The sequence below is a fragment of the Marinoscillum sp. HNIBRBA16962 genome (assembly GCF_057801515.1).
Genome location: NZ_CM173603.1, coordinates 289,719 through 313,767, shown reverse-complemented (window position 1 = coordinate 313,767; position 24,049 = coordinate 289,719). Strand labels below are relative to the sequence as shown.

The 24,049-nt window shown below is 46.7% G+C and carries 20 protein-coding genes and 1 tRNA gene; 14 read left to right on the top strand and 7 right to left on the bottom strand.

Going from position 1 to position 24,049, the window contains the following annotated elements:
* The first annotated feature begins 277 nt into the window (after positions 1–277).
* Entirely contained in the window at positions 278–676 is a 399-nt protein-coding gene (locus AC3E9V_RS01365) for a hypothetical protein (protein ID WP_488751386.1), read from the top strand.
* A 121-nt stretch (positions 677–797) separates the two neighbouring features.
* Here the strand turns inward: AC3E9V_RS01365 and AC3E9V_RS01360 are convergent, their stop codons facing one another.
* Positions 798–1,436, bottom strand: coding sequence for a hypothetical protein (locus AC3E9V_RS01360; RefSeq protein ID WP_488751385.1), 639 nt, complete (start codon positions 1,434–1,436; stop codon positions 798–800).
* 34 nt (positions 1,437–1,470) lie between these two features.
* The gene (locus tag AC3E9V_RS01355) at positions 1,471–1,686 is read right to left on the bottom strand and encodes a hypothetical protein (protein ID WP_488751384.1); all 216 of its coding nucleotides are present in this window, start codon (positions 1,684–1,686) and stop codon (positions 1,471–1,473) included.
* Positions 1,687–1,765: 79 nt separating this feature from the next.
* Between AC3E9V_RS01355 and AC3E9V_RS01350 the strand changes: the two genes are divergently transcribed.
* From AC3E9V_RS01350 to AC3E9V_RS01340, 3 genes are all read left to right on the top strand, one after another.
* Entirely contained in the window at positions 1,766–4,429 is a 2,664-nt protein-coding gene (locus AC3E9V_RS01350; RefSeq protein ID WP_488751383.1) for an AsmA family protein, read from the top strand.
* Between the two features lie 522 nt (positions 4,430–4,951).
* A complete protein-coding gene (locus tag AC3E9V_RS01345; protein ID WP_488751382.1) occupies positions 4,952–5,155 on the top strand; it encodes a hypothetical protein in 204 nt (67 codons plus the stop codon).
* 470 nt (positions 5,156–5,625) lie between these two features.
* Complete coding sequence (locus AC3E9V_RS01340) at positions 5,626–5,763, top strand: hypothetical protein (protein ID WP_488751381.1); 138 nt, start codon at positions 5,626–5,628, stop codon at positions 5,761–5,763.
* 544 nt (positions 5,764–6,307) lie between these two features.
* Here AC3E9V_RS01340 and AC3E9V_RS01335 read toward each other — a convergent pair.
* The gene (locus AC3E9V_RS01335; protein WP_488751380.1) at positions 6,308–7,039 is read right to left on the bottom strand and encodes a LytR/AlgR family response regulator transcription factor; all 732 of its coding nucleotides are present in this window, start codon (positions 7,037–7,039) and stop codon (positions 6,308–6,310) included.
* A gap of 395 nt (positions 7,040–7,434) precedes the next feature.
* Between AC3E9V_RS01335 and AC3E9V_RS01330 the strand changes: the two genes are divergently transcribed.
* The 4 genes from AC3E9V_RS01330 to AC3E9V_RS01315 all read left to right on the top strand — a co-directional run bounded on the left by AC3E9V_RS01330 (position 7,435) and on the right by AC3E9V_RS01315 (position 13,292).
* Positions 7,435–10,593: a SusC/RagA family TonB-linked outer membrane protein gene (locus AC3E9V_RS01330; protein WP_488751379.1), complete on the top strand. Its 3,159-nt coding sequence runs from the start codon at positions 7,435–7,437 to the stop codon at positions 10,591–10,593.
* A gap of 19 nt (positions 10,594–10,612) precedes the next feature.
* Positions 10,613–12,028, top strand: a complete 1,416-nt coding sequence (locus tag AC3E9V_RS01325) for a RagB/SusD family nutrient uptake outer membrane protein (protein WP_488751378.1) — start codon at positions 10,613–10,615, stop codon at positions 12,026–12,028.
* A gap of 346 nt (positions 12,029–12,374) precedes the next feature.
* Entirely contained in the window at positions 12,375–12,533 is a 159-nt protein-coding gene (locus AC3E9V_RS01320; RefSeq protein ID WP_488751377.1) for a hypothetical protein, read from the top strand.
* Between the two features lie 552 nt (positions 12,534–13,085).
* Positions 13,086–13,292: a hypothetical protein gene (locus AC3E9V_RS01315; protein WP_488751376.1), complete on the top strand. Its 207-nt coding sequence runs from the start codon at positions 13,086–13,088 to the stop codon at positions 13,290–13,292.
* 34 nt (positions 13,293–13,326) lie between these two features.
* On the opposite strand, the gene AC3E9V_RS01310 is transcribed toward AC3E9V_RS01315, so the two are convergent.
* The 3 genes from AC3E9V_RS01310 to AC3E9V_RS01300 all read right to left on the bottom strand — a co-directional run bounded on the left by AC3E9V_RS01310 (position 13,327) and on the right by AC3E9V_RS01300 (position 16,234).
* On the bottom strand, positions 13,327–13,707 hold the full coding sequence (locus AC3E9V_RS01310; RefSeq protein WP_488751375.1) for a co-chaperone GroES: 381 nt from the start codon (positions 13,705–13,707) through the stop codon (positions 13,327–13,329).
* A 52-nt stretch (positions 13,708–13,759) separates the two neighbouring features.
* Positions 13,760–15,145, bottom strand: a complete 1,386-nt coding sequence (locus tag AC3E9V_RS01305) for a DNA recombination protein RmuC (RefSeq protein ID WP_488751374.1) — start codon at positions 15,143–15,145, stop codon at positions 13,760–13,762.
* A gap of 147 nt (positions 15,146–15,292) precedes the next feature.
* The gene (locus AC3E9V_RS01300) at positions 15,293–16,234 is read right to left on the bottom strand and encodes a CPBP family intramembrane glutamic endopeptidase (protein ID WP_488751373.1); all 942 of its coding nucleotides are present in this window, start codon (positions 16,232–16,234) and stop codon (positions 15,293–15,295) included.
* Positions 16,235–16,296: 62 nt separating this feature from the next.
* Between AC3E9V_RS01300 and AC3E9V_RS01295 the strand changes: the two genes are divergently transcribed.
* Positions 16,297–17,070 carry an NRDE family protein gene (locus AC3E9V_RS01295; protein ID WP_488751372.1) on the top strand — a complete coding sequence of 258 codons (774 nt, stop codon included), beginning with the start codon at positions 16,297–16,299 and terminating at the stop codon, positions 17,068–17,070.
* Positions 17,057–17,512, top strand: coding sequence for a hypothetical protein (locus AC3E9V_RS01290; RefSeq protein ID WP_488751371.1), 456 nt, complete (start codon positions 17,057–17,059; stop codon positions 17,510–17,512). The genes AC3E9V_RS01295 and AC3E9V_RS01290 overlap by 14 nt, the downstream gene beginning before the upstream one ends.
* On the opposite strand, the gene gcvP is transcribed toward AC3E9V_RS01290, so the two are convergent.
* The gene (gcvP, locus tag AC3E9V_RS01285; RefSeq protein WP_488751370.1) at positions 17,495–20,383 is read right to left on the bottom strand and encodes an aminomethyl-transferring glycine dehydrogenase; all 2,889 of its coding nucleotides are present in this window, start codon (positions 20,381–20,383) and stop codon (positions 17,495–17,497) included. The genes AC3E9V_RS01290 and gcvP overlap by 18 nt on opposite strands.
* 272 nt (positions 20,384–20,655) lie before the next feature.
* Here gcvP and AC3E9V_RS01280 point away from each other — a divergent pair, with 272 nt between their 5' ends.
* From AC3E9V_RS01280 to AC3E9V_RS01265, 4 genes are all read left to right on the top strand, one after another.
* Positions 20,656–22,116 (top strand): M28 family peptidase, encoded by a 1,461-nt coding sequence (locus AC3E9V_RS01280; RefSeq protein ID WP_488751369.1) that lies wholly within the window; start codon positions 20,656–20,658, stop codon positions 22,114–22,116.
* 3 nt (positions 22,117–22,119) lie between these two features.
* A complete protein-coding gene (locus AC3E9V_RS01275; RefSeq protein ID WP_488751368.1) occupies positions 22,120–22,377 on the top strand; it encodes a hypothetical protein in 258 nt (85 codons plus the stop codon).
* 140 nt (positions 22,378–22,517) lie between these two features.
* Positions 22,518–23,858, top strand: a complete 1,341-nt coding sequence (locus tag AC3E9V_RS01270) for a dihydroorotase (RefSeq protein ID WP_488751367.1) — start codon at positions 22,518–22,520, stop codon at positions 23,856–23,858.
* Positions 23,859–23,910: 52 nt separating this feature from the next.
* A tRNA-His gene (locus AC3E9V_RS01265) sits at positions 23,911–23,986 on the top strand.
* Positions 23,987–24,049 lie beyond the last annotated feature (63 nt).

The following is a 24,049-nucleotide window of genomic DNA, read 5'->3' as shown; positions in this document are numbered from 1 at the left end:
GGCAATAAATATAATGGTTATTGGCCGGAGGGAAACGGACCGTTTAAGAAATTATCAGGGAGGTATTTTAAACCAGTTTTTTCGGTGGATTGATCTTTGGTTCATCTATTAAATAAAAATTTAAAAAATATGAAAAACAAACTATTTACAGAATCTGACAAGATCAGAATTACCAAAACTGAAGTTAAAAACCATGGACGCATTAGATCTGAGAGTTTAGCAGCCGAAGTGCAATCAACAGTAGACAAACGATCACAAAACAATTAACTTTATGACTATGACTTTTTTTATTATTATACTAATTGTTGCAATCACCCTGTTTTTCTTCTCTCCATTCTCTCTAAAGAAAAGTAGGTTGAGTAAGCTTTATAAAGTTGATACCAAAACCTTTAATAAATGGGTGGAGTATTTGATTCCGGAGAAGATTATTTCTTATGAGGCATGGAAGAAGAAACGGAAGATTAGTGGACTTTTGGCAATCGTCATGGTGTGGGTTCTGGGAGATCCACTTCATGGGACAGTCACAAAGGGTGAAATATCAGCTAATCTGGACATTTCATATCATTCACTTAAGGTGAACACTTTAAAAGGGGAGTTGCTTGAAAAATCCTATTATACCAAGGTGGATAAGTTTCCTCCTTCAATTGCGGAAAACATAAATAGCCATTTATCCTGACATTTTAGGAAAGCCATTCATTCGTTTGAGTGGCTTTTTTTAATATCACTTTAGCAATGCCTGAGGCTAAAAGCCGTACAAGGAAAGACTAAGCCTGAACCCCCCATTAAACATAAACCCCTCAAAACTTAAACAGCCGTGCTCCAATGCCCAGGTCAAGCTGTACGATGTGCATGGGCTGCTTGCCATAGGTAAAAGTGGGCCTTGCGTAGAGGTAATGGCAGTCTACGAAAACGCCCAGGAACTCCCAGATGTAGTAGGTGCCTTTTGCGGACAGTCCCATCCCAAAGATTCGTCCGGAGGTTTCGTAGGTTCTTTCCAGTGCAGCCCCATCCTGGGTGAGCATAAACTGGTAGCGATCTGGCGGAGATGCGCCCGCAACACCGGCCTGTAGCATGGTATTGAGTCGGAAATGCTTTCCCCAGTCGTGGTAATAGTAAACTCCCGGTAGTATCCAGACCGCAAACCAGTCACCATATGAGAATCCGTAGGAGTTATTCAGGTCTTGCACCTCTACCTCGGAGCCTGCGACATATAATGATGCTCCGAAATGTTTGGTGATATCATAGCCCAGGCTAAGAGCTATTGCTCCACCGGACTCAGAGTGAATTTCCGGATCCACTTCATCTACATGTCGGAATTCTTTACCTAAGGGAAAAGTGGGTCCGATTGCTACGGTGGCGTGGATCCGTCCATACTGACAGTAGGCGAAAGAAAGGGATAAGAGCAGGAGTGTAGTGATTATGTATTTTAGTTTCATGTGTCGTCTCAAAATTTGATATTTGGTACATACTTTAATCCCGGTTGGGCAGGCGCGGCCAGCCAGGTTGGCCTACGCGTCGCGGATTGCTAGTCCCGGCAGCATGCTCATTTTCATGGTTTATACCGGAAAGATAGGAGATTCCGGAAAAGACTAGGCCTCTCCCCGGCCCCCTGTAGTTGACAAAGCCCACCAGCCTTCGAAATATGATAGATCCTTTCACAATGACTTTGGTTGGCAATGCTTTCATAAAACTTTTGCCTGACCGTTAAGGAGTGCGGGGGAAAATTTGTAATTTGGTACTTACATAAATCAAACACACATCGGTTATGAAAAAGGTACTCATCATCATTGCTGCATTTGTCGGACTGGTCCTGCTGGCTGCCGTGCTGGTCCCGGTCATTTTTAAAGACGATATACAGGCGGCGCTGGACAAAGAGATGGCAAACAGCCTGGATGCGAAGGTGTATTACGATACGGATAAGTTTAGCGTGTCGCTTTTCAGAAGCTTCCCGGACGTGTCGGTGACGGTCGGAGATTTTGGGGTAGCCGGTGTGGGCGTGTTTGAGGGGGATACGCTGGCGGACGTCAAAAACTTCAACCTCACGCTGGACCTGATGTCAGTGATCATGGGGGATCAGATAGAGATCGTAAACGTGACGCTGGATGAGCCCACCATCCTGGTGATGGTGCTGGCAGATGGCACAGCCAACTATGACATTGTGAAAAGTACGGGTGAGGAGGAAACCGTGGAGGAGGATACTGCGGCCAGTGAGCCCTTGAATATTCAGATCAATAAATGGGAGATCATCAATGGTACGGTGATCTACAATGACATTACGCTGCCTACGCTTGTTTCGATCGGCGGGCTGAACCATACGGGCTCCGGCGATTTTTCACAGGATGTGTTTGACATGGTGACGACCACTCGTGTGGCGGCCCTGTCTTTTGCCTATGATGGCGTGGAGTACGTGTCAGACAAGGAGCTGAACGCAGACATCACCATGGCGATGGACCTGGCGAACATGAAGTTTACCTTTAAAGAAAATAAGGTGTCGCTCAATGACTTTGGCTTTGGCTTTGACGGGTTTATCAGCATGCCGGGTGAGGACATTGATATGGACATCACTTTTGGTGGAAAAGACATCAACCTGCAGAGTGTGCTTTCGCTGATCCCGGGCGTGTACCAGGAGTATCTGGGCGGTGTGGAGGCCAGCGGGGAGGTAGGCTTTGATGGCTATGTGCGGGGCAAGGTGACGGACGAGGACCTGCCGGCCGTGAATGCAAACTTTGGCATAGCGGATGGCCGGGTAGTTTACTCGGAGTTTCCACAGCCGCTGGAGGACATCCAGGTGAAGGCCGTGTTTGACATGCCGTCTGCAGACCTGACGGAAACGAGCTTTGAGCTGGAGAAGTTTCACATGCTGCTGGATGGCGAGGAGACCACGGCGTATCTGTTTTTCAAAGACCTGGAGGACTATTACTGGGACTTTCGTCTCAACGGAAATCTGGACCTGGAGAAGCTCACCAAAGTGGTGCCAATAGAAGATACGGAGCTGCGCGGAAAGATCAATGCGGCGCTGGAAACGAAGGGTCGCATGTCGGACCTCGAGGCGGAGCGTTATGCCAGCCTGCCAACATCGGGCAGCGTATCAGTGGCGGACTTTTACTACACGAGCACGGACCTGCCGCAGGGTTTTGGCATTGCCGAGTCCAAAATGAACTTTAACCCATCGGAGATTACGCTGGCATCCTTCAAAGGAAATGCCGGTAAGACGGACCTGAATATGTCAGGAAAGATCACTAACTATATGGCGTATGCGCTGGATGACAGTGCGAAGCTGTATGGTACGCTTAATTTTTATTCAGCGCTGGTGGATATAAATGAGTGGATGGTTCCGGCGGATACTGCCGCGGTGGTTGAGGAAACAGATACAGCGGCCATGGAGGTGGTGCGTATTCCGGAAAGCATTGATTTTGAATTGACGTCCCGCATCGATAAGATCGTGTATGACAACCTGGAGCTTATGGATTTTAACGGCAAGGTGGTGATCCGCGACGGAGCAGTGCGTTTGGACAAAACCGGGTTCAACCTGCTGGATGGCTACTTTGAGATGAGTGGTGCATATGAGTCGGCCGTAGCATTGGAAAATCCGCTATTCAATTTTGACTTTACGATCAAGGAGCTTTCGATCCCGAAAGCATTTGATGCTTTTTCTACCATCCAGAAGCTGGTACCTGTGGCGGAAAAGATGAATGGAAAGTTCTCGACAGATTTTGCTGTAGGCGGTGTGCTCGGTCAGGACATGATGCCCTTGTATGATCAGATGCATGGAGCGGGGCTGGTGGAGATCCTGAGCGCTTCAGTAGAAAACCTGAAAGTACTGAATGCCATCTCTAACGTTAGCAAGCTGAGCGCCGGTGGCGAGGAGGTCGTTACCCTGAAGGATGTGATCATGTCCACTGAGATCAAAAACGGTCGGCTGTATGTGGAGCCGTTTGACTTTACACTAGGTGGTCGCAAGGCGACGGTCAGCGGCAGCACGGGCATAGATGGCAGCCTGGACTATGCCATGTCTATGGATGTGCCGTCCGGCCAGGTAGGTCAGGCGCTGAACAGCGCGATCTCGTCATTTGCCGGCATGGACAATGTGGTGGGTAAGGACATTACCCTGAATCTGGGGATTGCAGGCACGTATGATGACCCGAAAGTGAAGCTGCTTAGCGCAAAACCGGGGTCTTCATCCGGTGGAGGGGTTAAAGCGGTACTGAAGAGCAAAGCTCAGGAAGAGATCAACAAGAAGAAAGAGGCCATCACCCAGGAGGTGAAACAGAAAAGAGACTCTGCCGAGGCGGTAGTGAAAGAGGCCGTAGAGGAGAAGAAAGAAGAAGTGAAGGAAGAGGTGAAAGAGGCTACTGAGGAAGTAAAAGATAAGGCGAAGGAGAAGCTGAAAGGCATTTTGGGAGGCAAGAAGAAAAAGGATGACGGATGATGGTGACTGTTGCGGGTTGCGATGTTGTGGATTTCGTTTTGTAACAACTCGCAACAGGAAAACGGACCAAAAGAAAGAAAATGGTTTATCTCTGATACAACCCTGGCCTGGCGCCCTCCTGCACCTCCTTTTTTAAGGAGGAATAGCGGTAATTTTCTTTCTTTTGTTAATCTCTGAAGGGCAACCTATTCAGGCATGCTCAACTCGCAACAGTTGCGAAGTTACGCACCTACATCTAGCCCTGGGGGGATTATAGGGCGGATTCCGAATGGACCATATTTTCATGCAGAGTCGACCTCAGCCCGCTGCTTACTGGTCCCGTTTACTGCCAACCATCTACTCCCAGTCTGTTACTGCATACTGCTTCCTGCCTACTACTCACCGCTCACCGCCTACCGCTAACCATTTCAGAACTTTCTAACTAGTATACTATATCCCGGTATCATTTGCTCCCAGAGCCCCTTATCTTACTATATATGCGATAGTTAAGAACCGAATCAAAGAATACTAAGAGAAATGCAAATGACCAACATTACGGATGATGATGATAAGCTAATGGCTGAATGTGCCAAAAAGATCCTTGGACATATCAAAAGAAATATTGTCAACAATCAAGACAACCCTGAACTGATCAACCGCATGACCTGCATGCATAAATACATTCGGGTAAATTTTGTTTTGGGTCTGAAGAATTATCCTTTTTACGAATTTGATAAGCATCTTTAGTCACCTCTAAATAAAGCTTCATTTTTTACACCCGAGTGATCTTTCCTGATGGTGCGTTTCATCAGCCGTCTCAAAATTCCCCCGCTTACTTTTTTTAACTAATTTCACCTTCAGCAAGGATAGACCCCTCAGTCCTGTGGACAGCTCCCCTGACACAGGGGAGGAGCGTGTACTGCAAAAATTATAGGTCATCTAAAAATTTGACAGAAACCACCAATCATGACGCAAACGGCTCCCCTCCTGTTTTAGGGCGCCACACTGTCGCTAAAGCTTTAGCGTAAGAGACCGGCTTAGGGGTGGCCGGAGGCCGGGGTGGTATTTTTCACGTTTTAGAAGATGCCCGGCTTAGGTATTTTGAGCTCTTTCTCAGCAATCTCAATCATCAAAGTACTGTTCGATGTACTAGGGGGAAAGATATAGAATGTTTGTAGAAACTGGTTCTATAAAAGTATTTTAGGACCCCTCACCCGATGAGAAATAACCATCTGCTGGCAGGAAATGACGAAATGCTCCCGGGAAATGACCATCTGCTCTCAAGAAATAAGGAAGTGCTGGTAAGAAATGACGAAGTGATCCTAAGAAATGACCATCTGTTCTCAAGTGTCTAAAGCGGGCTGGATATATGTGCCAGCATAGAGAACGAAGCCTTCCGCTACCAGCACGAAAACAACGAGACATTCCATTAAAAGAACGCAGGTTATGGCTAATTGAACGCGACTTTTAGCTAAAAAAACGAAGCTTGCAGCTAAAACTCCATAGCCTTCAACCAGGATTCCATAGGATATAACTAAGATCCAGGGCATCAACCAGAGCTCCTAGCTTACATTTAGGATTCCGCTGGCTTCTTTTAGGACTGTGTGGTGATTCTCTTTTGGGTCAATGATTGGAGCGGTGGTTTGGGAGGTGGCAGCACCATCATAATACCGAACTTTTGCTTGACAAAGCGTACCATTGCACGTATGTTTATCCCTTGGATCTGGAGCGCTACATATCATTCTTTAGGAACCTCATCCCCTTTGCAGCTTTGCGTGAAAAATAGTCAAAATCTGCAACCAATCCCCTCTATAATCCCCCAGGGGGATAGATGTAGGAGCAGCAACACAACCCGCAACATCGCAACTCGCAACCTGCAACATCGCAACCCGAACCCCCTCACCCCTCCAGCCTTCGGTAAAGCTCTTTCTTTTTGGTCCGGGAGATGGGCAGCTCTTTCTGGTCGTACATCCGGATCACGCCCCCGTCCTCTTTCGTGACCATTTTCACATAGTTGAGGTTGATCAGGTTAGACTTGTGTGCGCGGAAGAAATTCGTGTCACTGAGCTTTTCATCAAAATATTTCAGTGTTTTGGACACCACGATGCTCTCTCCGTCGTGCAGCTTAAAGGTGGTGTAGTTACGCTCGCCCAGGCAGTACATGATGTCATTGACATGAAAAACATGGAGGCCCTTGGAGTCAGCCACGGTGATCTTATTGTCAGACCGGCTGTTCATTCGTTTGGGGTCCGTGCCCTTTTGCACCTCCGGCATGGCCTGCAGACGCTCCATCACCTCTGCCAGCCTGTCCACCTCCACCGGCTTGGTCATAAAACCTGTGGGATTGTACTTATAGCCTTCCAGGGCATACTCGGTATGATCGCTGACAAACACCAGGTTGCAGTCCATTCCTTTGAGCTGGTCCAGGACCGGAAACATAGGCTCCTCGCCCCATAAAATATCCAGGAAAATAACCCTGGGCCTGTAAAGTACAGTTGCTGATAAAATTTGATTTTGGTCGCTGACTTCATAGACCTTCACCTCATCCGAAAACTGTGATCGAATGGCCTTGATCAGATCGACCCTGGCATTCGGGTCCTTGTCAGCCACCAGTGCGTTTATGTATTCCATAACTCTTTCCCGCTAAAGAGATACGGAGAGACGTTTCATCGAAAAGAATCTCCTTACCCGCATTAAAATAAATTCTTCTCTATCCAGTATATAACAAGGTAAAACGCACTTCCCCTTAATCACGATCAAATTTTTATTTGAGTGGCCATGGGAGTCCCTAAAACACCATTTGATAAATGAAAATAACCATTGGTTAACTCGAAATGACCATTTGGTCGATGTGGAAAAATACTGCCTGAGAAATCCCCTACATTGGTTCTTGCCTGAATACAGATTTTGATTGCGGGTTCAAAATTTGGCACTAAACAGAAACATACCGGATACAGGCTTACGACCTCCTCTCAGGATTGTATTCAGCAGTCTATTCATTCAAATTTCATATTAACCAGAAAAACATGAAGAAAAATTTACTAATGGTAATTCTTTTCTCCTTTGTGTGTACAGCCGGGCTGATGGCACAAAGGGTGGTGACTGGAACAGTGACCTCTGCCGAAGATGGCACAGGCATTCCAGGAGTTAACGTCGTCTATAAGGGTACCACAGCCGGTACCACTACGGACATAGACGGCAACTATCGGGTCAACATCCCCGCAGATGGCGGATCGTTGGTCTTTTCATTTATCGGGATGACCACAAAGGAGGTAGAGATCGGTTCCCGGTCGGTGGTAGATGTTACCATGGAAGCTGATGTAGCTGAGCTGAGCGAAGTGGTGATCGTGGCCTATGGAGCTGAGTCCAGAAAGACGATTACCGGATCGGTTTCTTCCATTGACAACAAAGTGATAGAAAATCAGCAGGTGGAATCCATCACCAGGGCGCTGCAGGGTACTGTGCCCGGAGTAAACGTAATTGCTTCCAGCGGACAACCCGGCTCTAACTCCACGATCCGGATCAGAGGTCAGGCCTCTATTGATTCCGGAAATGATCCGTTGATCGTAGTGGATGGTTCGCCTTACTCAGGAAACATCAATACCATACCAGCATCGGATATCGCTTCCATCTCGGTACTTAAGGACGCATCAGCAGCAGCGCTCTACGGTTCTCGTGCCGGAAACGGGGTCATTCTGATCACCACCAAAGAAGGCAGAGTAGGGCAGACGAGAGTTAACTTCAGGGCTACCAGCGGAGTGTCCAGCAGAGCAAGAAAGAACTATGAGTTTGTGAATGCCGCAGAGGCCATGAGACTCGAGTGGGAAGTACTCCGAAATGATGCTACTGATGCCGGCTCTGCCACTCCGGGACAAGATGCCACTGATGGACTGCTGGCCAGAGTGGGTTACAACCCCTATGGAGACATTGGCAGCCCGATAGACCCAAGTGGTAATTTGGTTTCGGGTGCGGAACTCCTGTGGGACACGGACTGGGAAGAGGCCATCTTCACCAACAAAGCCATCAGAAATGAATACAATCTTGGTATATCGGGCGGCTCTGAAGATGTGAAGTATTTCATAGGCGGTTCTATTCTGGACCAGGAAGGCCAGGTAGTGAAATCCGACTTTAAGCGCTACACCGGCAGGATAAACCTGGATGTGAACTTCACGGACTGGTTGTCGGGGAGCCTGAAGCAATCCATCTCTTCGCAGGCACAAAACAACCCTCCACAAAGTGGAACCTCATTTTCTAACAATATCCAGTGGATCCAGACGGTTTCTAACATCTACCCGGTGTACAGAAGAGACCCTTCCGGTGCGCTCATCCTGGATGACAGTGGAGACCCCATTTATGACACGGGAGATGATCCGGATGATACGGGTGTGCTAAACACCACCAGGCCTGTGCTTTCTTCGGCAAACCCTGCTGGTCAGACTCGACTTAACGAGACGCTGGCTAAAAGATTCCTGAGTACAACAAACGCTGTATTAGAGGCTGATTTCTTAACAGACTTTACAGCCAAAACAAGCTACCAGCTGAACAAGTATCTGTTTGATAACTTCCTGTATACGAACCCATTGTTTGGTTCAGCAAAATCAGTGAATGGCCGGATCACACGGACCAAGGATATCACCACCGAATGGACCTGGACCAACAGCTTAAACTGGAGGAAGAAATTCGGGTCGCATAATGTAGAAGCCTTGCTTCTTCAGGAGATGTATGACTTTACGATCGAGCAGTTGCAGACATCAGCTACAGGTATTCCGTTTGACGGACTGTTTGAGTTTAACTCTGCCGCCTCACAGGAATCGCTTTCTGGGTCTACCAGCCAGGAAAGGATCGCCAGCCTTATGGGAAGGGTTAAGTATAACTATGCTAACAAGTATTTTGCAGAGTTTTCCTACCGCCAGGATGCGTCATCCCGCTTTAGCCCTGATACCCGGAAAGGGGATTTCTTTGCCGTCTCAGGCGGATGGGTGATCACCGAAGAATCTTTCGTCTCCGGTACTATCCTTAGCTTCCTGAAGCTCAGAGCATCATGGGGAGAGCTGGGAAATAACCAGATACTGGATCAAAATGCTACGGTGGCGAATACCCAAACGTACTTCCCATACCTTACCTTGTTTGATACGGGATTTGACCAGCCAGGCGTGTCGGGGATCTACCCAAGTGGCCTTGCTAATAGCCAGCTGACCTGGGAAACGGTAACCACTACCAACCTGGGAGTAGACTTTGGCTTATTCTCAGACAAACTAACAGGTACGTTAGATGTGTACAAGGCCGTGACAAACGACCTGGTAACGGCAGCTACCACTACCGTTTCGCGCGGGATCAGAGGAAACTCTATTGTGGAAAATGTGGGAGATGTTACCAATAGTGGTATTGAGATCTCCTTATCCTCTAACGTAATCTCTACCAACGATTTTAACTGGAGCGTATCAGCAAACATTGCCTTTGAGAAAAACGAGATCACCAGATTTCCTGAAGAAGAAAGGATCAGCGGATCCAAGAAACTGGAAAAAGGACGAAGCGTTTTTGACTTTTATATCCGGGATTTCGCCGGTGTGAATCCGGACAATGGTAATCCGATGTGGTGGAGAGACTCCACTGATGTAGATGGTGAGATTGTGATTGAGCGTTTTGAAACTACGGAAGACTATGATGAAGCCGATCGCTATTTTGTGGGTACGGCTTTGCCATGGGCACGTGGTGGATTTGCCAATCAGCTGACTTACAAAGGCTTTGATTTCAGCTTCCTGATCAACTACAGCTTAGGAGGTAAGATCCTGGATGGCGATTATCAGGGGCTGATGCATGGAGGCCGCAGGGCTGGCCAGCAGTACTCTGTGGATATTCTGGACAGATGGCAGCAGCCGGGAGATGTTACGGATGTGCCCCGTCTTGGTACGGACCTTAGAAGCAACTCGCGTTCCACACGTTTCCTCTATGATGCTACTTATGCTCGTCTGAGAAATGTAACGATCGGTTATACACTGCCAGCTTCAGTGCTGGGTGCCACCAATGGTTTTGTGAAAAACTTCAGAGTATTCTTCTCCGGAGATAATATGATAACACTATTTGGCAGACAGGGTCTTGATCCCGAGCAGGCGCTCAACGGCTTAACGGACAGCCGAAGTGCAGTGATGAAAACCTTCTCAGGTGGACTGGAAATTAGTTTCTAATCAAAAAATGGATCTGAAAATGAAAAAATATATCATATTATTCTTTGCCGTAACCACGCTTTTCTTTGGTTGCGAAGACTTTGTGGATGAGCCGGCCCCTACTGCCAGTGTAAGTACAGTAGATGCCTTTGGTTCGGAAGCAGGAGTAGAAGCTGTTTTCACAGGGATATACCGCAGGATCCGTCAATTCAACGACGGAGTGGGTGATGACTCTGAAGCAGTGGGAGCAATTCTGAACACCTGGAATGTAAAAGGAAATGATTTCATACGGCCTCAGTTTGACTGGTTTGTGTTTGAGTACCGGTACCTGGATAACGAGACGGCCACAGGCCGGAAGACCAATCTGATCTGGAATGAAATGTATGAGATCTCAAACACCTCTAATATATTAATGGAAGCAGTAGAGCTTTCGCCATTTGCTGATGAGGTAAAAACCGCATTCATTGCTGAGGCCAGAGCCATCAGAGGCTGGGCTTACCATCACCTGATCCGGGAGTACGCTCTGGCGTATACCCACGGCCGGGATAACTCCGGAGTGCCTATCTATACAGAAGCAGCTACCGGTGATAACGCCAAGACTGGTAATGGCAGAGCTTCTGTAGGTGAGGTCTATGACCAGATCGTTGCAGACCTGACGTTTGCTTCGGATAACCTGACGGCAGCAAGAAGAGCCAAATGGGCGATCAATAAAAATGTAGCAGACGGATTGTTAGCAAGGGTTTACCTGTATATGGAGATGTACCCTGAAGCCGCACAAGCCGCTAACGATGCCCGTCAGGGGTTTTCTCTGGCTGCAAATGAGTACAATGACGGATTTCAGGATATAAGTGCTACTGAGTGGATGTGGGGAGCTCCGCAAGCGAGTGATCAAACACTCTACTTCGGTAGCTTTGCTTCTTTCTGGGATGGGACGCGTTATTCTCCAATTTTTGCTAACCCTACATTTGTAGCGAATTTTAGCGCGACAGATGTGCGAAATACTTTCAGCTTACAGGGCAGTGGCCCATACGCTGCTCTTTACCGCACAAGCAAGTTTGTAGCTGCTGCGGATTTTGGAGAAGACGTGGTATTGATGCGGGTGGCCGAAATGTACCTGATAGAAGCTGAAGCACTGGCCCGTGAAGGAGGCAATGATACGCAAGCAGCTAACTTGTTATTTACTTTACAAAGTGATCGGGATCCCAATGCCGTAGCATCAGGCAATACCGGTGCTGCTTTGATAGATGAGATCATGCTGGAAAGACGAAAAGAGCTGTACGGAGAAGGTGGTCCTGATTTCATTGATTTCAGAAGGCTGGGGTTAGGGTTTACCAGGGATGGAAATCATACCACTCCCATAAGTCTTGTAAGCGGCGATCCAAGATACAATTACCCGATCCCTCAGGCTGAAATAGATTCAAACCCTATGATCACAGAGAATGACCAAAATCCTTAAAGGCTAATTTCCCAATTTTATTTGCTAGTATAGGCCGCAACCATTGGTTGCCGGCCTATATTTTTTTCTCTTAACTAAAGTAGTGCGATGACCCACCTTCCCTGCAGATTACTCCCCCAAAGCTTAATAAATTGAAATAATATTTTGTTATATATATATTTTCATAATAATATTCCTAATATACTGATATTTATAAGACGTAAAGAATAAAATTCTGAATTTACCTTGTTCAGCATGAAATTTTCCCATTCACCGATCAATTAATCCCTCCTGTCTAAAAAAATATGGCGTAACCGGTTGATTCACCAAACTTTGTAAACGAATCACCGAACTAAAACCTGTCAAAATGGGTACAACCAAAACAGACCCCTTAGTAGTTAAATGCGCCTCTAAAATTGTGGCCCACCTGGAGCGTCATATTGTTGCCTACAGGCACATCCCCCAGATTGCAAACCGGATGTCAGCAATGAACAAATTCATCCAGATCAACTACATGCTAAACTGATACTGTAAAGTACTCTTCATATATGTTTCATATGTAAAAGCCCTGATGAGGTAAACTTGTCGGGGTTTTGTTTTTGTGGGTTGGCGGGTTGCGGGGTTGAGGGGTTGCGAGTTACGGGTTTGCACCCTGAGCATCTATCCCCCTGGGGGATTACAATGCTCTTAAGTTAAGGTTGAAAATTCACAGATAGTCATTCCAGTGATTCCATTCGGATAGAATCTATGAATTATTGAAGCGGGAACTCTTTTTACCATAGACTCCTACCGAAGTATAAGTATCGGTACTGGAGTGACCTTAACTTAAGAGCATTCGGGGGGATTGACCACTGATTATTGCTTACCGATTACTCCCACTGCCACTGATTACCGATTACCGCTCACTCCTTTACTGCCTACTGCTTACTGCCTACTGCTTACCGCCCACCACTCACCGCTTCACCGTCCACAATATCCTCACTCATCTACGGATTTCCCCCGCTCAGCTAAAAGAGACCGTGAAACTCAGAAAGATGATGTAACTTAATTCTTATGTAGCACATATATCAACAAAGCCATGAGACAGATACAGAACTCCCTTATGAATGAAAGTGAAGAAGAGGCCATGATGGTAGAGTGCGCTTCCAAAATTGCGGATCACCTGGCCAGAAACATCGTGAAGTATAGAGGTACCCCGGAAATTGCCAACCGGATGTCTTCAATGAACAAATTCATCCAGGTGAATTACCTGCTCAGTGACTCTTCTTTCAGGCTAAGTGCATGATGGTACGCTTCCGGAAAAACCGTTTGGGACTCTTTCAGTCAAACAGGTCTTCTTCCCGCTCCAGCATGAGAATAGCATTTTGGGGCACAATAAAATAGCGTTCCCCTTCGTAGATCACTTCAAATGCAGACTTCTGCAAAAAGATCGCCAGATCACCTTCCTTTGCCTGAAGCGGCATATACTTGATCTTGTCCTCCTGTGGCTTCCAGTCTTCATCCTCATCTACCTGGTAAGGGATGGGATAACCAGGTCCGGCTTTTACCACATACCCGCTCTGTATTTTTTCTTTTTCCTGTACTCCCGGAGGTAAAAATATACCGCTTGAAGTCTTCTCCGCCTCCTTCTTGGGCTTGATGAGGACCCGGTCGCCTACTACAATCAGGTTTTTGAGTTTGTTTTCTGCTGTCAACTGCATAATGTTTCTTCCTTAGAAAAAGTGGCTGCAAAAATAAGCCTGTGCATCCATATTAGCCAAACAGATTTCCTGCTGATGAGGTTTCGGCAGATCTTTCATCCTTTGGCCTGTCGGGTGATTGCGCATCTGCCCGGTCAAGCAACTTCTCGTTCATGTCTTTGGTCGTCTTTGCCCCCAGTTCTTTAAGCCGCTCTGTCTTTCTGATCAGGTTATCCTTGCCTTCCACCAGTTTATTCATCGCAGAAGCATACTGTTGCTTGGACTTATCCAGGGACTTACCTACCTCCATCAGGTCATCTACAAAAGCCTTGAACTTATCATAGAGCGCCCCTCCCTGCCGGGCAATTTCCAGAGCATTCCGGTTTTGATATTCGTGTTTCCAGATACTGGCTACCGTCCTCAAAGTAGCAATCAGGGTAGCCGGACTTACGATAATGATATTTTTAGTATGTGCTTCATTGTAAAGCTCCCCGCCATGCTGCACCATGAGTGAGAAAGCCGATTCAATAGGCACAAACATCAGGACATAATCCAACGAACCGCTTTCAAACAGGTTCTGGTAGTTCTTTTCGCTCAATCCCTTCACATGAGTACGTATAGAGAGCAAATGTTCTTTCAGGTAGCGTTCCCGGTCTTCATCATTCTCACTGTTGGCATACCTCTCATATGCAACAAGAGAAGCCTTTGCGTCAATGACCAGGTTTTTGTTATCAGGAAGCTTGATGATCACATCAGGCCGCAGGCGTCTCCCTTCTTCCGTATTTACAGATTCCTGTAAAAAATATTCCCGGTCTTTTTCCAGTCCGGACTTCTCCAGGATTCGCTCCAGGACGATCTCTCCCCAGTTACCCTGTACCTTGCTATCTCCTTTCAGCGCCTTGGTAAGATTTTCGGCTTCTTTAGTGATTTTTTGATTCAGCTCTTTCAGGTGTGAAAGTTCAGCCCTCAGACTGCTGTTCCACTGAAGCGCTTCCTTGCTGTTGGCCTCTACACGCTTTTCAAAATTCTGAAGCTTCTCTCCAAGAGGTTTTAGCAGGTGATCCAGGTTAAGCTTATTCTGATCAGTAAACTTCTTGCTTTTCTCTTCAAAAATTTCGTTGGCAAGATTCTTAAACTCTGCTGAGAAACGTTCCTGCAGGGACTTGATCTCCTCCTTCTGGTCGGTCAGTCGCTGCTGAAGGTTCCTGAAATCGGCTTTGAGCGTAGAGTTCTCAGAGTTCAGGTCTATGATCTTTTCACGCTCTGCCCGCAGCTGATTGTTCAGCTCACTCATTTCAGCAGTTTGCTTGGCCACACGTTCCTGCTCCATCTCCAGCTCCATCTGAAGCCGGGGAGCTTTATCATCTGTCTTTACGGAAGTCAGTTTTGCAACCAAAAAGCCGATAGCCGCCCCCGCCAGTAACCCAACAATCAATACCATCAACGAATCAAACTCCATACCTTAAATTTAATCTGAAAAATTTACAAAAGATTTTAACCGATTCCCGGGGTGTACGACAGTTTTGCATTATACATCGAACTCACGTTAAGTTAAATGCGCTCTTCACAATAGATTTTCTCTGAAACCTGTTTCTCAGCCTTTCCACTAAATCAAACGCTGCAGATAACCGAAAAGCTCCATCACCCATGCTACACCCATGTGGATAATGATCCCTCCCCATACATTCTTACTGTTGTAAGAGATAATCCCCAGCAGATAGCCCCCAAAAACCGAGCTTATTGCTTCAGTCATTGGCTTACCAAAGTGCAAAAAAGCATAGGTAGCCACCATGGGTAAAACGGCATATCCCCCAAGGGTTCGTACAAATGCATGGATCAGGAATCCACGAAAAAACAACTCCACAGAGACAAAATCACTGCCATAGGCAATTTCATAAACCACCACTGACAACCAGGCAGGCCATCCATGCTCCTCTGCAAACCGGTCACCGTAGCTATACTGATACCGTGGGTAATAGTTTTGGATATCTGAGAAAAAAGACCCCACACCAATAAAGAGCATGGCAATCCCAAGCAGCAAGAAATATGGACGTGCATCAAAGCGCTTCCAGGCCAATCCGTAGTACCTTCTGGGTGACTCTTTCTCAAAGATCAGGTAGATCAGCAAAAGAGGTATCACCGAAACAACCAAGCTACTCGACCAGCGGATGCACTTCCCAATAAACCGATAATCCAGTCCGGATAATCCATCGGGCAAAACAAGCTCACCATAAAAGGCCCTATCAGCAGCCAGAATCGAAAATCCCAGCACCAGTCGTACCCAAAAAACCCGGGATCTCAGCCATTCTTTCTGTTTTCCATACGCATAAAGAATTATGCAAACCCCCAGGAATGGAAATACATGAAAAAGAAACATAAACACCCAGTGTAGCGGCGATCGGTAGTATTGGTCGATTACACTGTCTTCAAAATCAAAGAAATAGTTCAACCCAAAACAAATCACCAGAAATACCGCTACAGTCAGGTAGAGTTTCCAGTCAAAGTGTTTTCTTTGGAACTCTTTAAAGTAAAAGAGGAGTTTCTTCATTTATTTACGTGATGGATTAACCCTTCAGGGTTGAAATCATAACAGACAGTTTGCTCAAAGATATGTGTCTAATTGTTTTTGCATGGGATGTACACCCAAAATATAAGTTGATTTTAGCAGCAAATCGCGACGAGTTTTATGAGCGACCTACTGCTCCGGCGGGATTTTGGGAAGATCATCCCCATATTTTAGGAGGCCGGGACCTGAAAGCAGGAGGATCGTGGATGACCGTATCAAGACAAGGAAAATTTGCAGCGGTCACAAATTACAGGGATCCGAAAAACATCAAAAGGCATGCTATCTCCAGGGGCGAGATACCCACCAACTTTCTAAATAGTGAAGAATCTGCTGAGAAATACATGAAAACCCTTCATCAGCACGCTGAAGATTACAATGGCTTCAATGTACTCGTGGGCACCCATCAATCCCTGATGCACTATAGCAACTACGAAAGGAAGCTCAACGTTATCGAGCGAGGTGTTCACGGGATCAGCAATGCGCTGCTCAACACGGGCTGGCCAAAGGTAGAGCGAGCCAAAGAAAAATTTGCCAGGATCACCGAAAGAGCTTTTGACCATGAGGACCTTATACGTATGATGGGTGATACGGAGGTAGCGGATGATGAGACATTGCCCCAAACCGGAGTGCCAAAAGACCTGGAGCGGGCGCTCTCCGCCATGTGTATCCGGACAGAGAAATACGGAACCTGCTGCTCCACCGTTATTACAATGACCCGTTTCGGTGAAGTGGCATTTACGGAAAAATCGTATGCCGTGGGAGACCGGGAGGAAAATACCGTTTACTATCAATTCCAAATCGAAGATGCGAATTCCTAAGCTGCTTTTACTATTCCTTGGCCTGATCCTCATTTCAGGATGCAAAGATGAGCGATTTGATCTCACCAAAAATCCTCTTGAAGGAACGATTGGCGGTGAAGAATGGATTTATACTGCCGGTGGCACAGGTCAGGATCTTTCCACAGGACGAATGAACGCTATCATGCTCAATCTGGATACTTCGAACCCCTGTGCTGTGGTAAATACCATTCGCCCGCACATTACCATGAACTTCCCCCCCAGACGGGGCAACTATACCTTATCGGTGGACAATGTGCAGGTGATCTTTAACCAGGAGGGAGGGACCGTAAAATACACCGCAACAGCCGGGTTCCTGGAAATTGTGGAAATCACCGGCACTGAGGTTATAGGATTCCTCAGCGCCGATTTTGATGAAAACAATGTGGTCGAAGGCTCTTTCCTTTTAAGGGTTTGCGACTAATTCCCGCTCTCCTTCAGCATATTCTTCTACCGGGATACAGCTACAAACGAGGTTTCTGTCACCGTAAGCACTGTCTATTCTGCTCACAGCGGGCCAAAACTTATTGAACTTCAGGTAAGGAAGTGGGAAGGCCGCCTTTTCTCTGCTGTAAGGCAGTGTCCACTCATCGCTGATGATCACTCTCTGGGTATGGGGTGCATTTTTAAGCACATTCACCTCCTTATCAGCACGACCATCCATTACCTCTTCGATCTCCTTTCGTATCTCGATCATCACCTCACAGAAACGATCAATCTCACCCCTGGTCTCACTTTCAGTTGGCTCGATCATCATGGTGCCCGGCACAGGAAATGATACCGTTGGCGCATGGTATCCATAATCCATAAGTCGTTTCGCAATATCTTCTACCTCAATGCCTGCCTTTTTAAACTCGCGGCAATCGATGATCAGCTCGTGAGCATTTCTTCCTTTTTCATTCGTATAGAGGACGGGATAGTGCTCTTTTAGCCGCTGACCAATGTAGTTGGCATTGAGTATGGCGATTTCCGTAGCTGCCTTCAGGCCATCAGCTCCCATCATCGCGATGTAAGCATGCGATATTGGCAAAATACTGGCGCTACCGAATGGCGCGCTGGAAACCGTAACATGATCTGTCTTTTCGTTCTGTTTGCCTGGCAGATAGGCTGCCAGGTGCTCTGCTACACCGATCGGCCCCATCCCCGGGCCTCCACCTCCATGCGGGATGCAGAAAGTCTTATGCAAGTTCAGGTGACACACATCTGCTCCGATCATTGCAGGAGAGGTCAGTCCCACCTGGGCATTCATATTTGCTCCGTCCATGTAGACCTGCCCTCCATTCTTGTGGATGATGTCGCAAACTTCAATGATGCTCTCCTCAAACACCCCGTGAGTAGAAGGGTAAGTAACCATCAAAGCGGCCAGGTCTTCTTTATGTTCCGCGGCTTTAGCTTTCAGGTCGTCCACATCTATGTTCCCATGGTCATCACATTTCACGATCACCACCTTCATCCCGGCCATCACAGCACTTGCCGGGTTTGTGCCATGTGCTGATGATGGGATCAGAGCAACGTTTCGTTGAGAATCTCCATTGGCCTGATGATAGCCTCTGATGGCCATCAATCCCGCATACTCGCCCTGAGCTCCGGAATTTGGCTGGAAGGAGACGGCTGCAAAACCAGTGATCTCAGCCAGCCAGTCATGAAGCTCCGCAATGAGCTGATGGTATCCCTCCGTTTGACTGATCGGTGCAAAGGGATGGATCGCACCAAATTCAGGCCAGGTTATCGGAACCATCTCCGTGGTGGCATTGAGCTTCATAGTACACGAGCCAAGAGAGATCATGGAGTGAACCAGTGAAAGGTCTTTGTTTTCAAGGCGCTTCATATACCGGAGGACCTCATGCTCCGAGTGGTTTGCCTGAAATACTTCATGAGTCAGGAAATCTGAGCTTCTTGTAAGTCCCTTTGGAAATTTCAGATCGATTTTTGACCCGAGTGCGGGAGGTTCCTTACCCAAAGCTTCTGCAAAAACATGGATTACCTCGTGAGCATCCTTTGGTGTGTGTGTTTCGTCAAATGAAAGCATCACCTGCCCGTTGGACAGGTACCGGAAATTTAAACCGCGGGCTTCTGCTATGCTTCGCACTTCCATTACCGCTTTCGAATCCAGCTCGAAGCGGAGTGTATCAAAAAACACCTGGTTTTTGTTTTGCACATCCAGTTTACTCAAAGCGTCCGCAACACCTTTAGCCAGGCCGTGTACTCTCGCAGCAATTCTTTTCAGGCCTTCCGGACCGTGGAAAACAGCGTACATGGACGACATTACCGCGAGCAATACCTGAGCAGTACAAATATTAGACGTGGCACGCTCCCGTTTAATGTGCTGCTCCCTGGTTTGCAGCGCCATCCTGTAGCCCGGGTTACCTTCGGTATCCTTTGATACTCCGATTATTCTTCCGGGTACGGCTCTTTTGTAATCTTCCCGGGTAGCAAAAAAGGCCGCATGCGGACCACCATATCCCAGGGGCACGCCAAAGCGCTGAGAGGTACCCACCACTACGTCTGCTCCCCACTCCCCCGGAGGAGTCAAAAGGCACAGACTAAGCAGGTCTGAGGCAACTGCTACAGCCACGTTATTTTCTTTAGCAGTTGCCACAAAAGCAGATCGGTCACTCACCTCACCGAAATTGTCAGGATACTGGAAGAAGACACCAAACAGCTCAGGATCTGTAAGATCTATTTCTTCCACTGGCAGTGCCCGAAGATCTATTCCCAGAGGCTTGCTTCTGGTTTTCAACACCTCAAGTGTTTGCGGGAACACGCGCTCGTCTACGACAAATTTTTCCGCCTTTTTCTTTTCTTTTTTTCGAGATCCATGAAGCATGGATACCGCTTCTGCTGCTGCTGTTCCTTCATCCAGAAGCGAGGCATTGGCTATTTCCATCCCGGTCAGATCAATGACCATGGTCTGAAAATTGATCAGCGCTTCCAGCCTGCCTTGCGCTATCTCAGCCTGGTAAGGGGTGTAGGCTGTGTACCATCCCGGATTTTCCAGGATATTTCGCTGGATCACCGCAGGAACTACCGTATTGTAGTAGCCCTGTCCTATATAGGACTTAAAGACTTTGTTTTTCAGTGAGGTCTTCTTCAGGTGATTGATGTACTCATATTCATTGAGTGGGTCAGGCAATTTTAAGGGGTTTTTGAGCCTGATTCGTCCCGGTATGGTCTGAGCAATAAGTTCTTCATGGGTAGCTACGCCCAGGGCTTTTAGCATCTCTGATTGTTCCGTTTCAGAGGGTCCGTTGTGGCGTGTTTCAAAAGCAACCCGCTCGTTTAGGTCAACTGTCATTTTTGGTGGTTTAAGCGCTCTTAATCAATGTGATACTGTGCAGTCGATGCACTTTTCTTAGTCCCTACTCATCTCGCAAAAGACGCTGCAAATCTATAATGAATTAGACTTTTTTTTGGTTCAATTGTTATCGATGGGAGTAATTAATTTATGGATGGGCACAATGCCTGAAAAAACCGTCTTTGGCATCACATGAGACCACTCATATAAACTTACATGGCAATCTTATAAACAAATGGGTAGCTTTGACGCCCGAAAAATTGAATTTTGAAATGAAACATGCAGTACTAATCTTACTGGCTCTGGCAGGTCTCACCGGCCAGCTGTATAGTCAGGACAAAAAAGCCATAAAGTTTTCTGAAACAATCACAGAGAAAGATCTCAGGAGTTACCTTTCAGTACTTGCCTCTGACAGCCTGGAAGGAAGAGAAACGGGTGAAAGAGGGCAGAAAATGGCTGCTGACTTTATCAGAAGTCACTTTAAGTCCATTGGACTGGAAGCTCCCGTGGAAACTGAGTCGGGGAAGTCTTACTACCAGAGCTATCCACTTAAAAAGCTCAGCTACCGAACTGCCTATCTGAAAAAGGGGGACAGCATAAAAGAAAATACGGTTGACTTTCTGTATTACTCCCGATCTGAAACGCGTGGAGAAGAATACGTTGATGTTGTCTTTGTTGGAGAGACACCGATCGACTCTCTGAAGGAAATGGATCTGAAGGGAAAATATGTGGGGATTTCCAACAAGGAAATGTCAGAATGGCGCACCACTTTTGCCGAGCTCGAAAAGCTGGATGCAGCAGGGGTCTTTTTATTTATTGAAGATGCCAGCCGATTTGACTTCATTGTAGACAGATTTAGCAGATACCTTACTCGTCCAAGAATGAGCCTGGATATCGATGAGGCAGGTAGCAAAATCATCATTGGCAACCCGGACCTGGCCACCTGGATCTTTGACCAGCCCTATGACCAGCTTAAGAACGAAAGTGTAGGGAAGAACAGTCGCATTATCCTGATGGCGGATATGCTTATTGAAGATATTTCAGCAGAGAATGTGCTGGGTTACCTGGAAGGAAGCGAAAAACCTGATGAAGTTTTGGTCCTTACAGCTCACTACGACCACATTGGTATCTCTCCTGACGGTGAAATAAACAACGGCGCAGATGATGATGGTTCAGGAACCTCAAGTATTATGGAAATCGCGGAGGCTTTTACACAAGCTGCCAAAAAAGGAAGCCGACCAAAAAGGAGCATCCTGTTTATGACCGTTTCCGGTGAGGAAAAAGGATTGCTGGGCAGTGAATACTACAGTGAGCACCCGATCTTTCCTATGGAAAATACAGTAACCAACCTGAACATTGATATGGTAGGACGTGTGGATGAAGCACACAAAGACAATCCTTTTTATATCTATGTGATCGGATCTGATCGGCTGTCGCAGGACCTGCACCAGCTTTCAGAACGGGTGAATAAAACCTATACCAACCTTGAGTTTGACTACACCTACAATGATGAAAACGATCCAAACAGGTACTACTACCGAAGTGACCATTACAACTTTGCAAAGAAAAATGTGCCGATCATTTTTTATTTCAACGGAACACACGAAGATTATCACCGACCTACGGATACCATTGAAAAGATCCATTTCGAAAAGATGGAACAAATTGCAAGGCTGGTCTTCTTTACGGCATGGGAAATTGCTAACCGGGATGAGCGAATCAAGCTGGATTAAGAAATGAATAAGGTAGGGATCTATGTGGGGCTGGCAATTGCCAGTCCCCACAAGATCTTTCAACCAGCTATGGAAAGCTTGGATTTCGCCAAACTTTCTAATACAATAATAACTAAAATTTCAGGTTTCCTGAAAAAACCAGAGATTTTCAGTGCTTTATTTGGTAAAAAAATGAGTAACTCACTCATTTTCACTAATAAACGAGGAATTCAGGCTGTTTTCTTAAGATGTTTTCAGGCGAAAAGTCACTTCCCTGAATGACTTCTGGTTTCCATACAGAGCCACTTAAATATCAGGTAGAAAATGGGAAATCAAAAGAGTCTGAAAAAAGCAAAGGATTCTCACCTCAAGTTGCTTAATTTTCACTCGTTATTACTTGTTAAATAGAAAAGGACGATCCCATGGCAAAATACCTTATTAAGGATGCGGCAGTTGTTAATGAAGGGCAGGTTCAGCACCGTGATCTTTTGATCTCTGACGGGAGAATTGAGAAGATAGATTCGCGTATTGAAGTGGAGGAGAGAGTAGAAGAGGTCTCTGGTGCGGGCAAACACCTGTTTCCCGGCGCTATTGATGACCAGGTGCATTTTCGCGAACCGGGTCTTACACATAAAGCCGAAATTTACACTGAAGCCAAAGCAGCTGTGGCGGGCGGAGTGACCTCCTACATGGAAATGCCTAATGTAGTACCTCAAACCGTAACCCAGGAACTCCTGGCAGAAAAATATGAGATCGGCAGAACCAGATCCCTGGCTAATTATTCCTTTTTCATGGGAGCTACCAATGACAATCTGGATGAGGTTTTGAAAACGGATCCAAACTCCGTCTGTGGATTAAAGATCTTTATGGGTTCATCTACCGGCAATATGTTGGTGGATGATGAGAAAGCACTAACCCGGTTGTTTTCACAATCTCCCGTTCTCATTGCCACCCACTGTGAAGATGAAGCCACGATCCGGGCGAATACGGAGAAATTTCTGAAAGAGTACGGAGACAATATCCCATTTGAAATGCACCCTGTCATCCGAAATGCCGAAGCGTGTTATAAGTCCTCATCATTTGCGGTGGAGCTGGCTAAAAAGCATGGCACAAGGCTGCATATCTTACATATTTCCACCGGGAAGGAGACCGGGCTGTTCACTAACAATCTGCCGCTGAAGGATAAAAAAATAACGTCGGAAGCCTGTATCCATCACCTCTGGTTTTCAGATGAGGATTATCCGGAAAAGCAGCAATGGATCAAATGGAACCCTGCTGTAAAATCAGCGCAGGATCGTTCCAAAATATGGGAAGCTTTGCTGGACGACCGGATCGATGTGATTGCAACCGATCATGCTCCGCACACGATCACAGAAAAGGAGAACTCCTATACTAAAGCCCCATCCGGCGGACCACTCGTCCAGCACTCTTTGGTAGCCATGCTGGATTTTTATCATGACGGGAAAATATCCCTGGAGCGCATTGCTGAAAAGATGGCCCATGCCGTTGCAGATTGTTTTCAGATGAGCCAAAGGGGCTATATCCGGGAAGGCTATTTTGCTGATCTGGTGATGGTAGACCTCAATAAGCCCTGGAAAGTGAACCGCTCCAATGTATTATCCAAGTGTGGCTGGTCACCCTTTGAGGGCCATACATTTAAGTCTTCAGTAGAGAAAGTTTGGGTCTCAGGACACCTTGCTTATAATGAAGGTACTTTCGATGAGACAAAAAAAGGAGAAAGATTAAAATTTGATCGAAATTAATTCTTTGTAAAATCAGCGAATGCATTTACCTTTGCATTCCCAAAAATTACACGGTGGTTGTAGCTCAGTTGGTTAGAGCGCCTGATTGTGGTTCAGGAGGTCGTCGGTTCGAGACCGATCTTCCACCCAAAAAATTCAACTTCGTTGAATTTTTTGCCCTGACAAGCTTGCTTCGTCAGGGCTTTTTATTT

What these genes read in the sequence shown, in the direction of transcription:
- AC3E9V_RS01320 (WP_488751377.1), top strand. Translation starts at nt 12,375, where the DNA reads ATGGGTACAACCAAAACAGACCCCTTAGTAGTTAAATGCGCCTCTAAA.
- AC3E9V_RS01270 (WP_488751367.1), top strand. Translation starts at nt 22,518, where the DNA reads ATGGCAAAATACCTTATTAAGGATGCGGCAGTTGTTAATGAAGGGCAG.
- gcvP (WP_488751370.1), bottom strand. Translation starts at nt 20,383, where the DNA reads ATGACAGTTGACCTAAACGAGCGGGTTGCTTTTGAAACACGCCACAAC.
- AC3E9V_RS01315 (WP_488751376.1), top strand. Translation starts at nt 13,086, where the DNA reads ATGAGACAGATACAGAACTCCCTTATGAATGAAAGTGAAGAAGAGGCC.
- AC3E9V_RS01280 (WP_488751369.1), top strand. Translation starts at nt 20,656, where the DNA reads ATGAAACATGCAGTACTAATCTTACTGGCTCTGGCAGGTCTCACCGGC.
- AC3E9V_RS01290 (WP_488751371.1), top strand. Translation starts at nt 17,057, where the DNA reads ATGCGAATTCCTAAGCTGCTTTTACTATTCCTTGGCCTGATCCTCATT.
- AC3E9V_RS01335 (WP_488751380.1), bottom strand. Translation starts at nt 7,039, where the DNA reads ATGGAATACATAAACGCACTGGTGGCTGACAAGGACCCGAATGCCAGG.
- AC3E9V_RS01325 (WP_488751378.1), top strand. Translation starts at nt 10,613, where the DNA reads ATGAAAAAATATATCATATTATTCTTTGCCGTAACCACGCTTTTCTTT.
- AC3E9V_RS01300 (WP_488751373.1), bottom strand. Translation starts at nt 16,234, where the DNA reads ATGAAGAAACTCCTCTTTTACTTTAAAGAGTTCCAAAGAAAACACTTT.
- AC3E9V_RS01310 (WP_488751375.1), bottom strand. Translation starts at nt 13,707, where the DNA reads ATGCAGTTGACAGCAGAAAACAAACTCAAAAACCTGATTGTAGTAGGC.
- AC3E9V_RS01295 (WP_488751372.1), top strand. Translation starts at nt 16,297, where the DNA reads ATGTGTCTAATTGTTTTTGCATGGGATGTACACCCAAAATATAAGTTG.
- AC3E9V_RS01345 (WP_488751382.1), top strand. Translation starts at nt 4,952, where the DNA reads ATGACCAACATTACGGATGATGATGATAAGCTAATGGCTGAATGTGCC.
- AC3E9V_RS01305 (WP_488751374.1), bottom strand. Translation starts at nt 15,145, where the DNA reads ATGGAGTTTGATTCGTTGATGGTATTGATTGTTGGGTTACTGGCGGGG.
- AC3E9V_RS01360 (WP_488751385.1), bottom strand. Translation starts at nt 1,436, where the DNA reads ATGAAACTAAAATACATAATCACTACACTCCTGCTCTTATCCCTTTCT.
- AC3E9V_RS01365 (WP_488751386.1), top strand. Translation starts at nt 278, where the DNA reads ATGACTTTTTTTATTATTATACTAATTGTTGCAATCACCCTGTTTTTC.
- AC3E9V_RS01330 (WP_488751379.1), top strand. Translation starts at nt 7,435, where the DNA reads ATGAAGAAAAATTTACTAATGGTAATTCTTTTCTCCTTTGTGTGTACA.
- AC3E9V_RS01355 (WP_488751384.1), bottom strand. Translation starts at nt 1,686, where the DNA reads ATGAAAGCATTGCCAACCAAAGTCATTGTGAAAGGATCTATCATATTT.
- AC3E9V_RS01350 (WP_488751383.1), top strand. Translation starts at nt 1,766, where the DNA reads ATGAAAAAGGTACTCATCATCATTGCTGCATTTGTCGGACTGGTCCTG.
- AC3E9V_RS01340 (WP_488751381.1), top strand. Translation starts at nt 5,626, where the DNA reads ATGAGAAATAACCATCTGCTGGCAGGAAATGACGAAATGCTCCCGGGA.
- AC3E9V_RS01275 (WP_488751368.1), top strand. Translation starts at nt 22,120, where the DNA reads ATGAATAAGGTAGGGATCTATGTGGGGCTGGCAATTGCCAGTCCCCAC.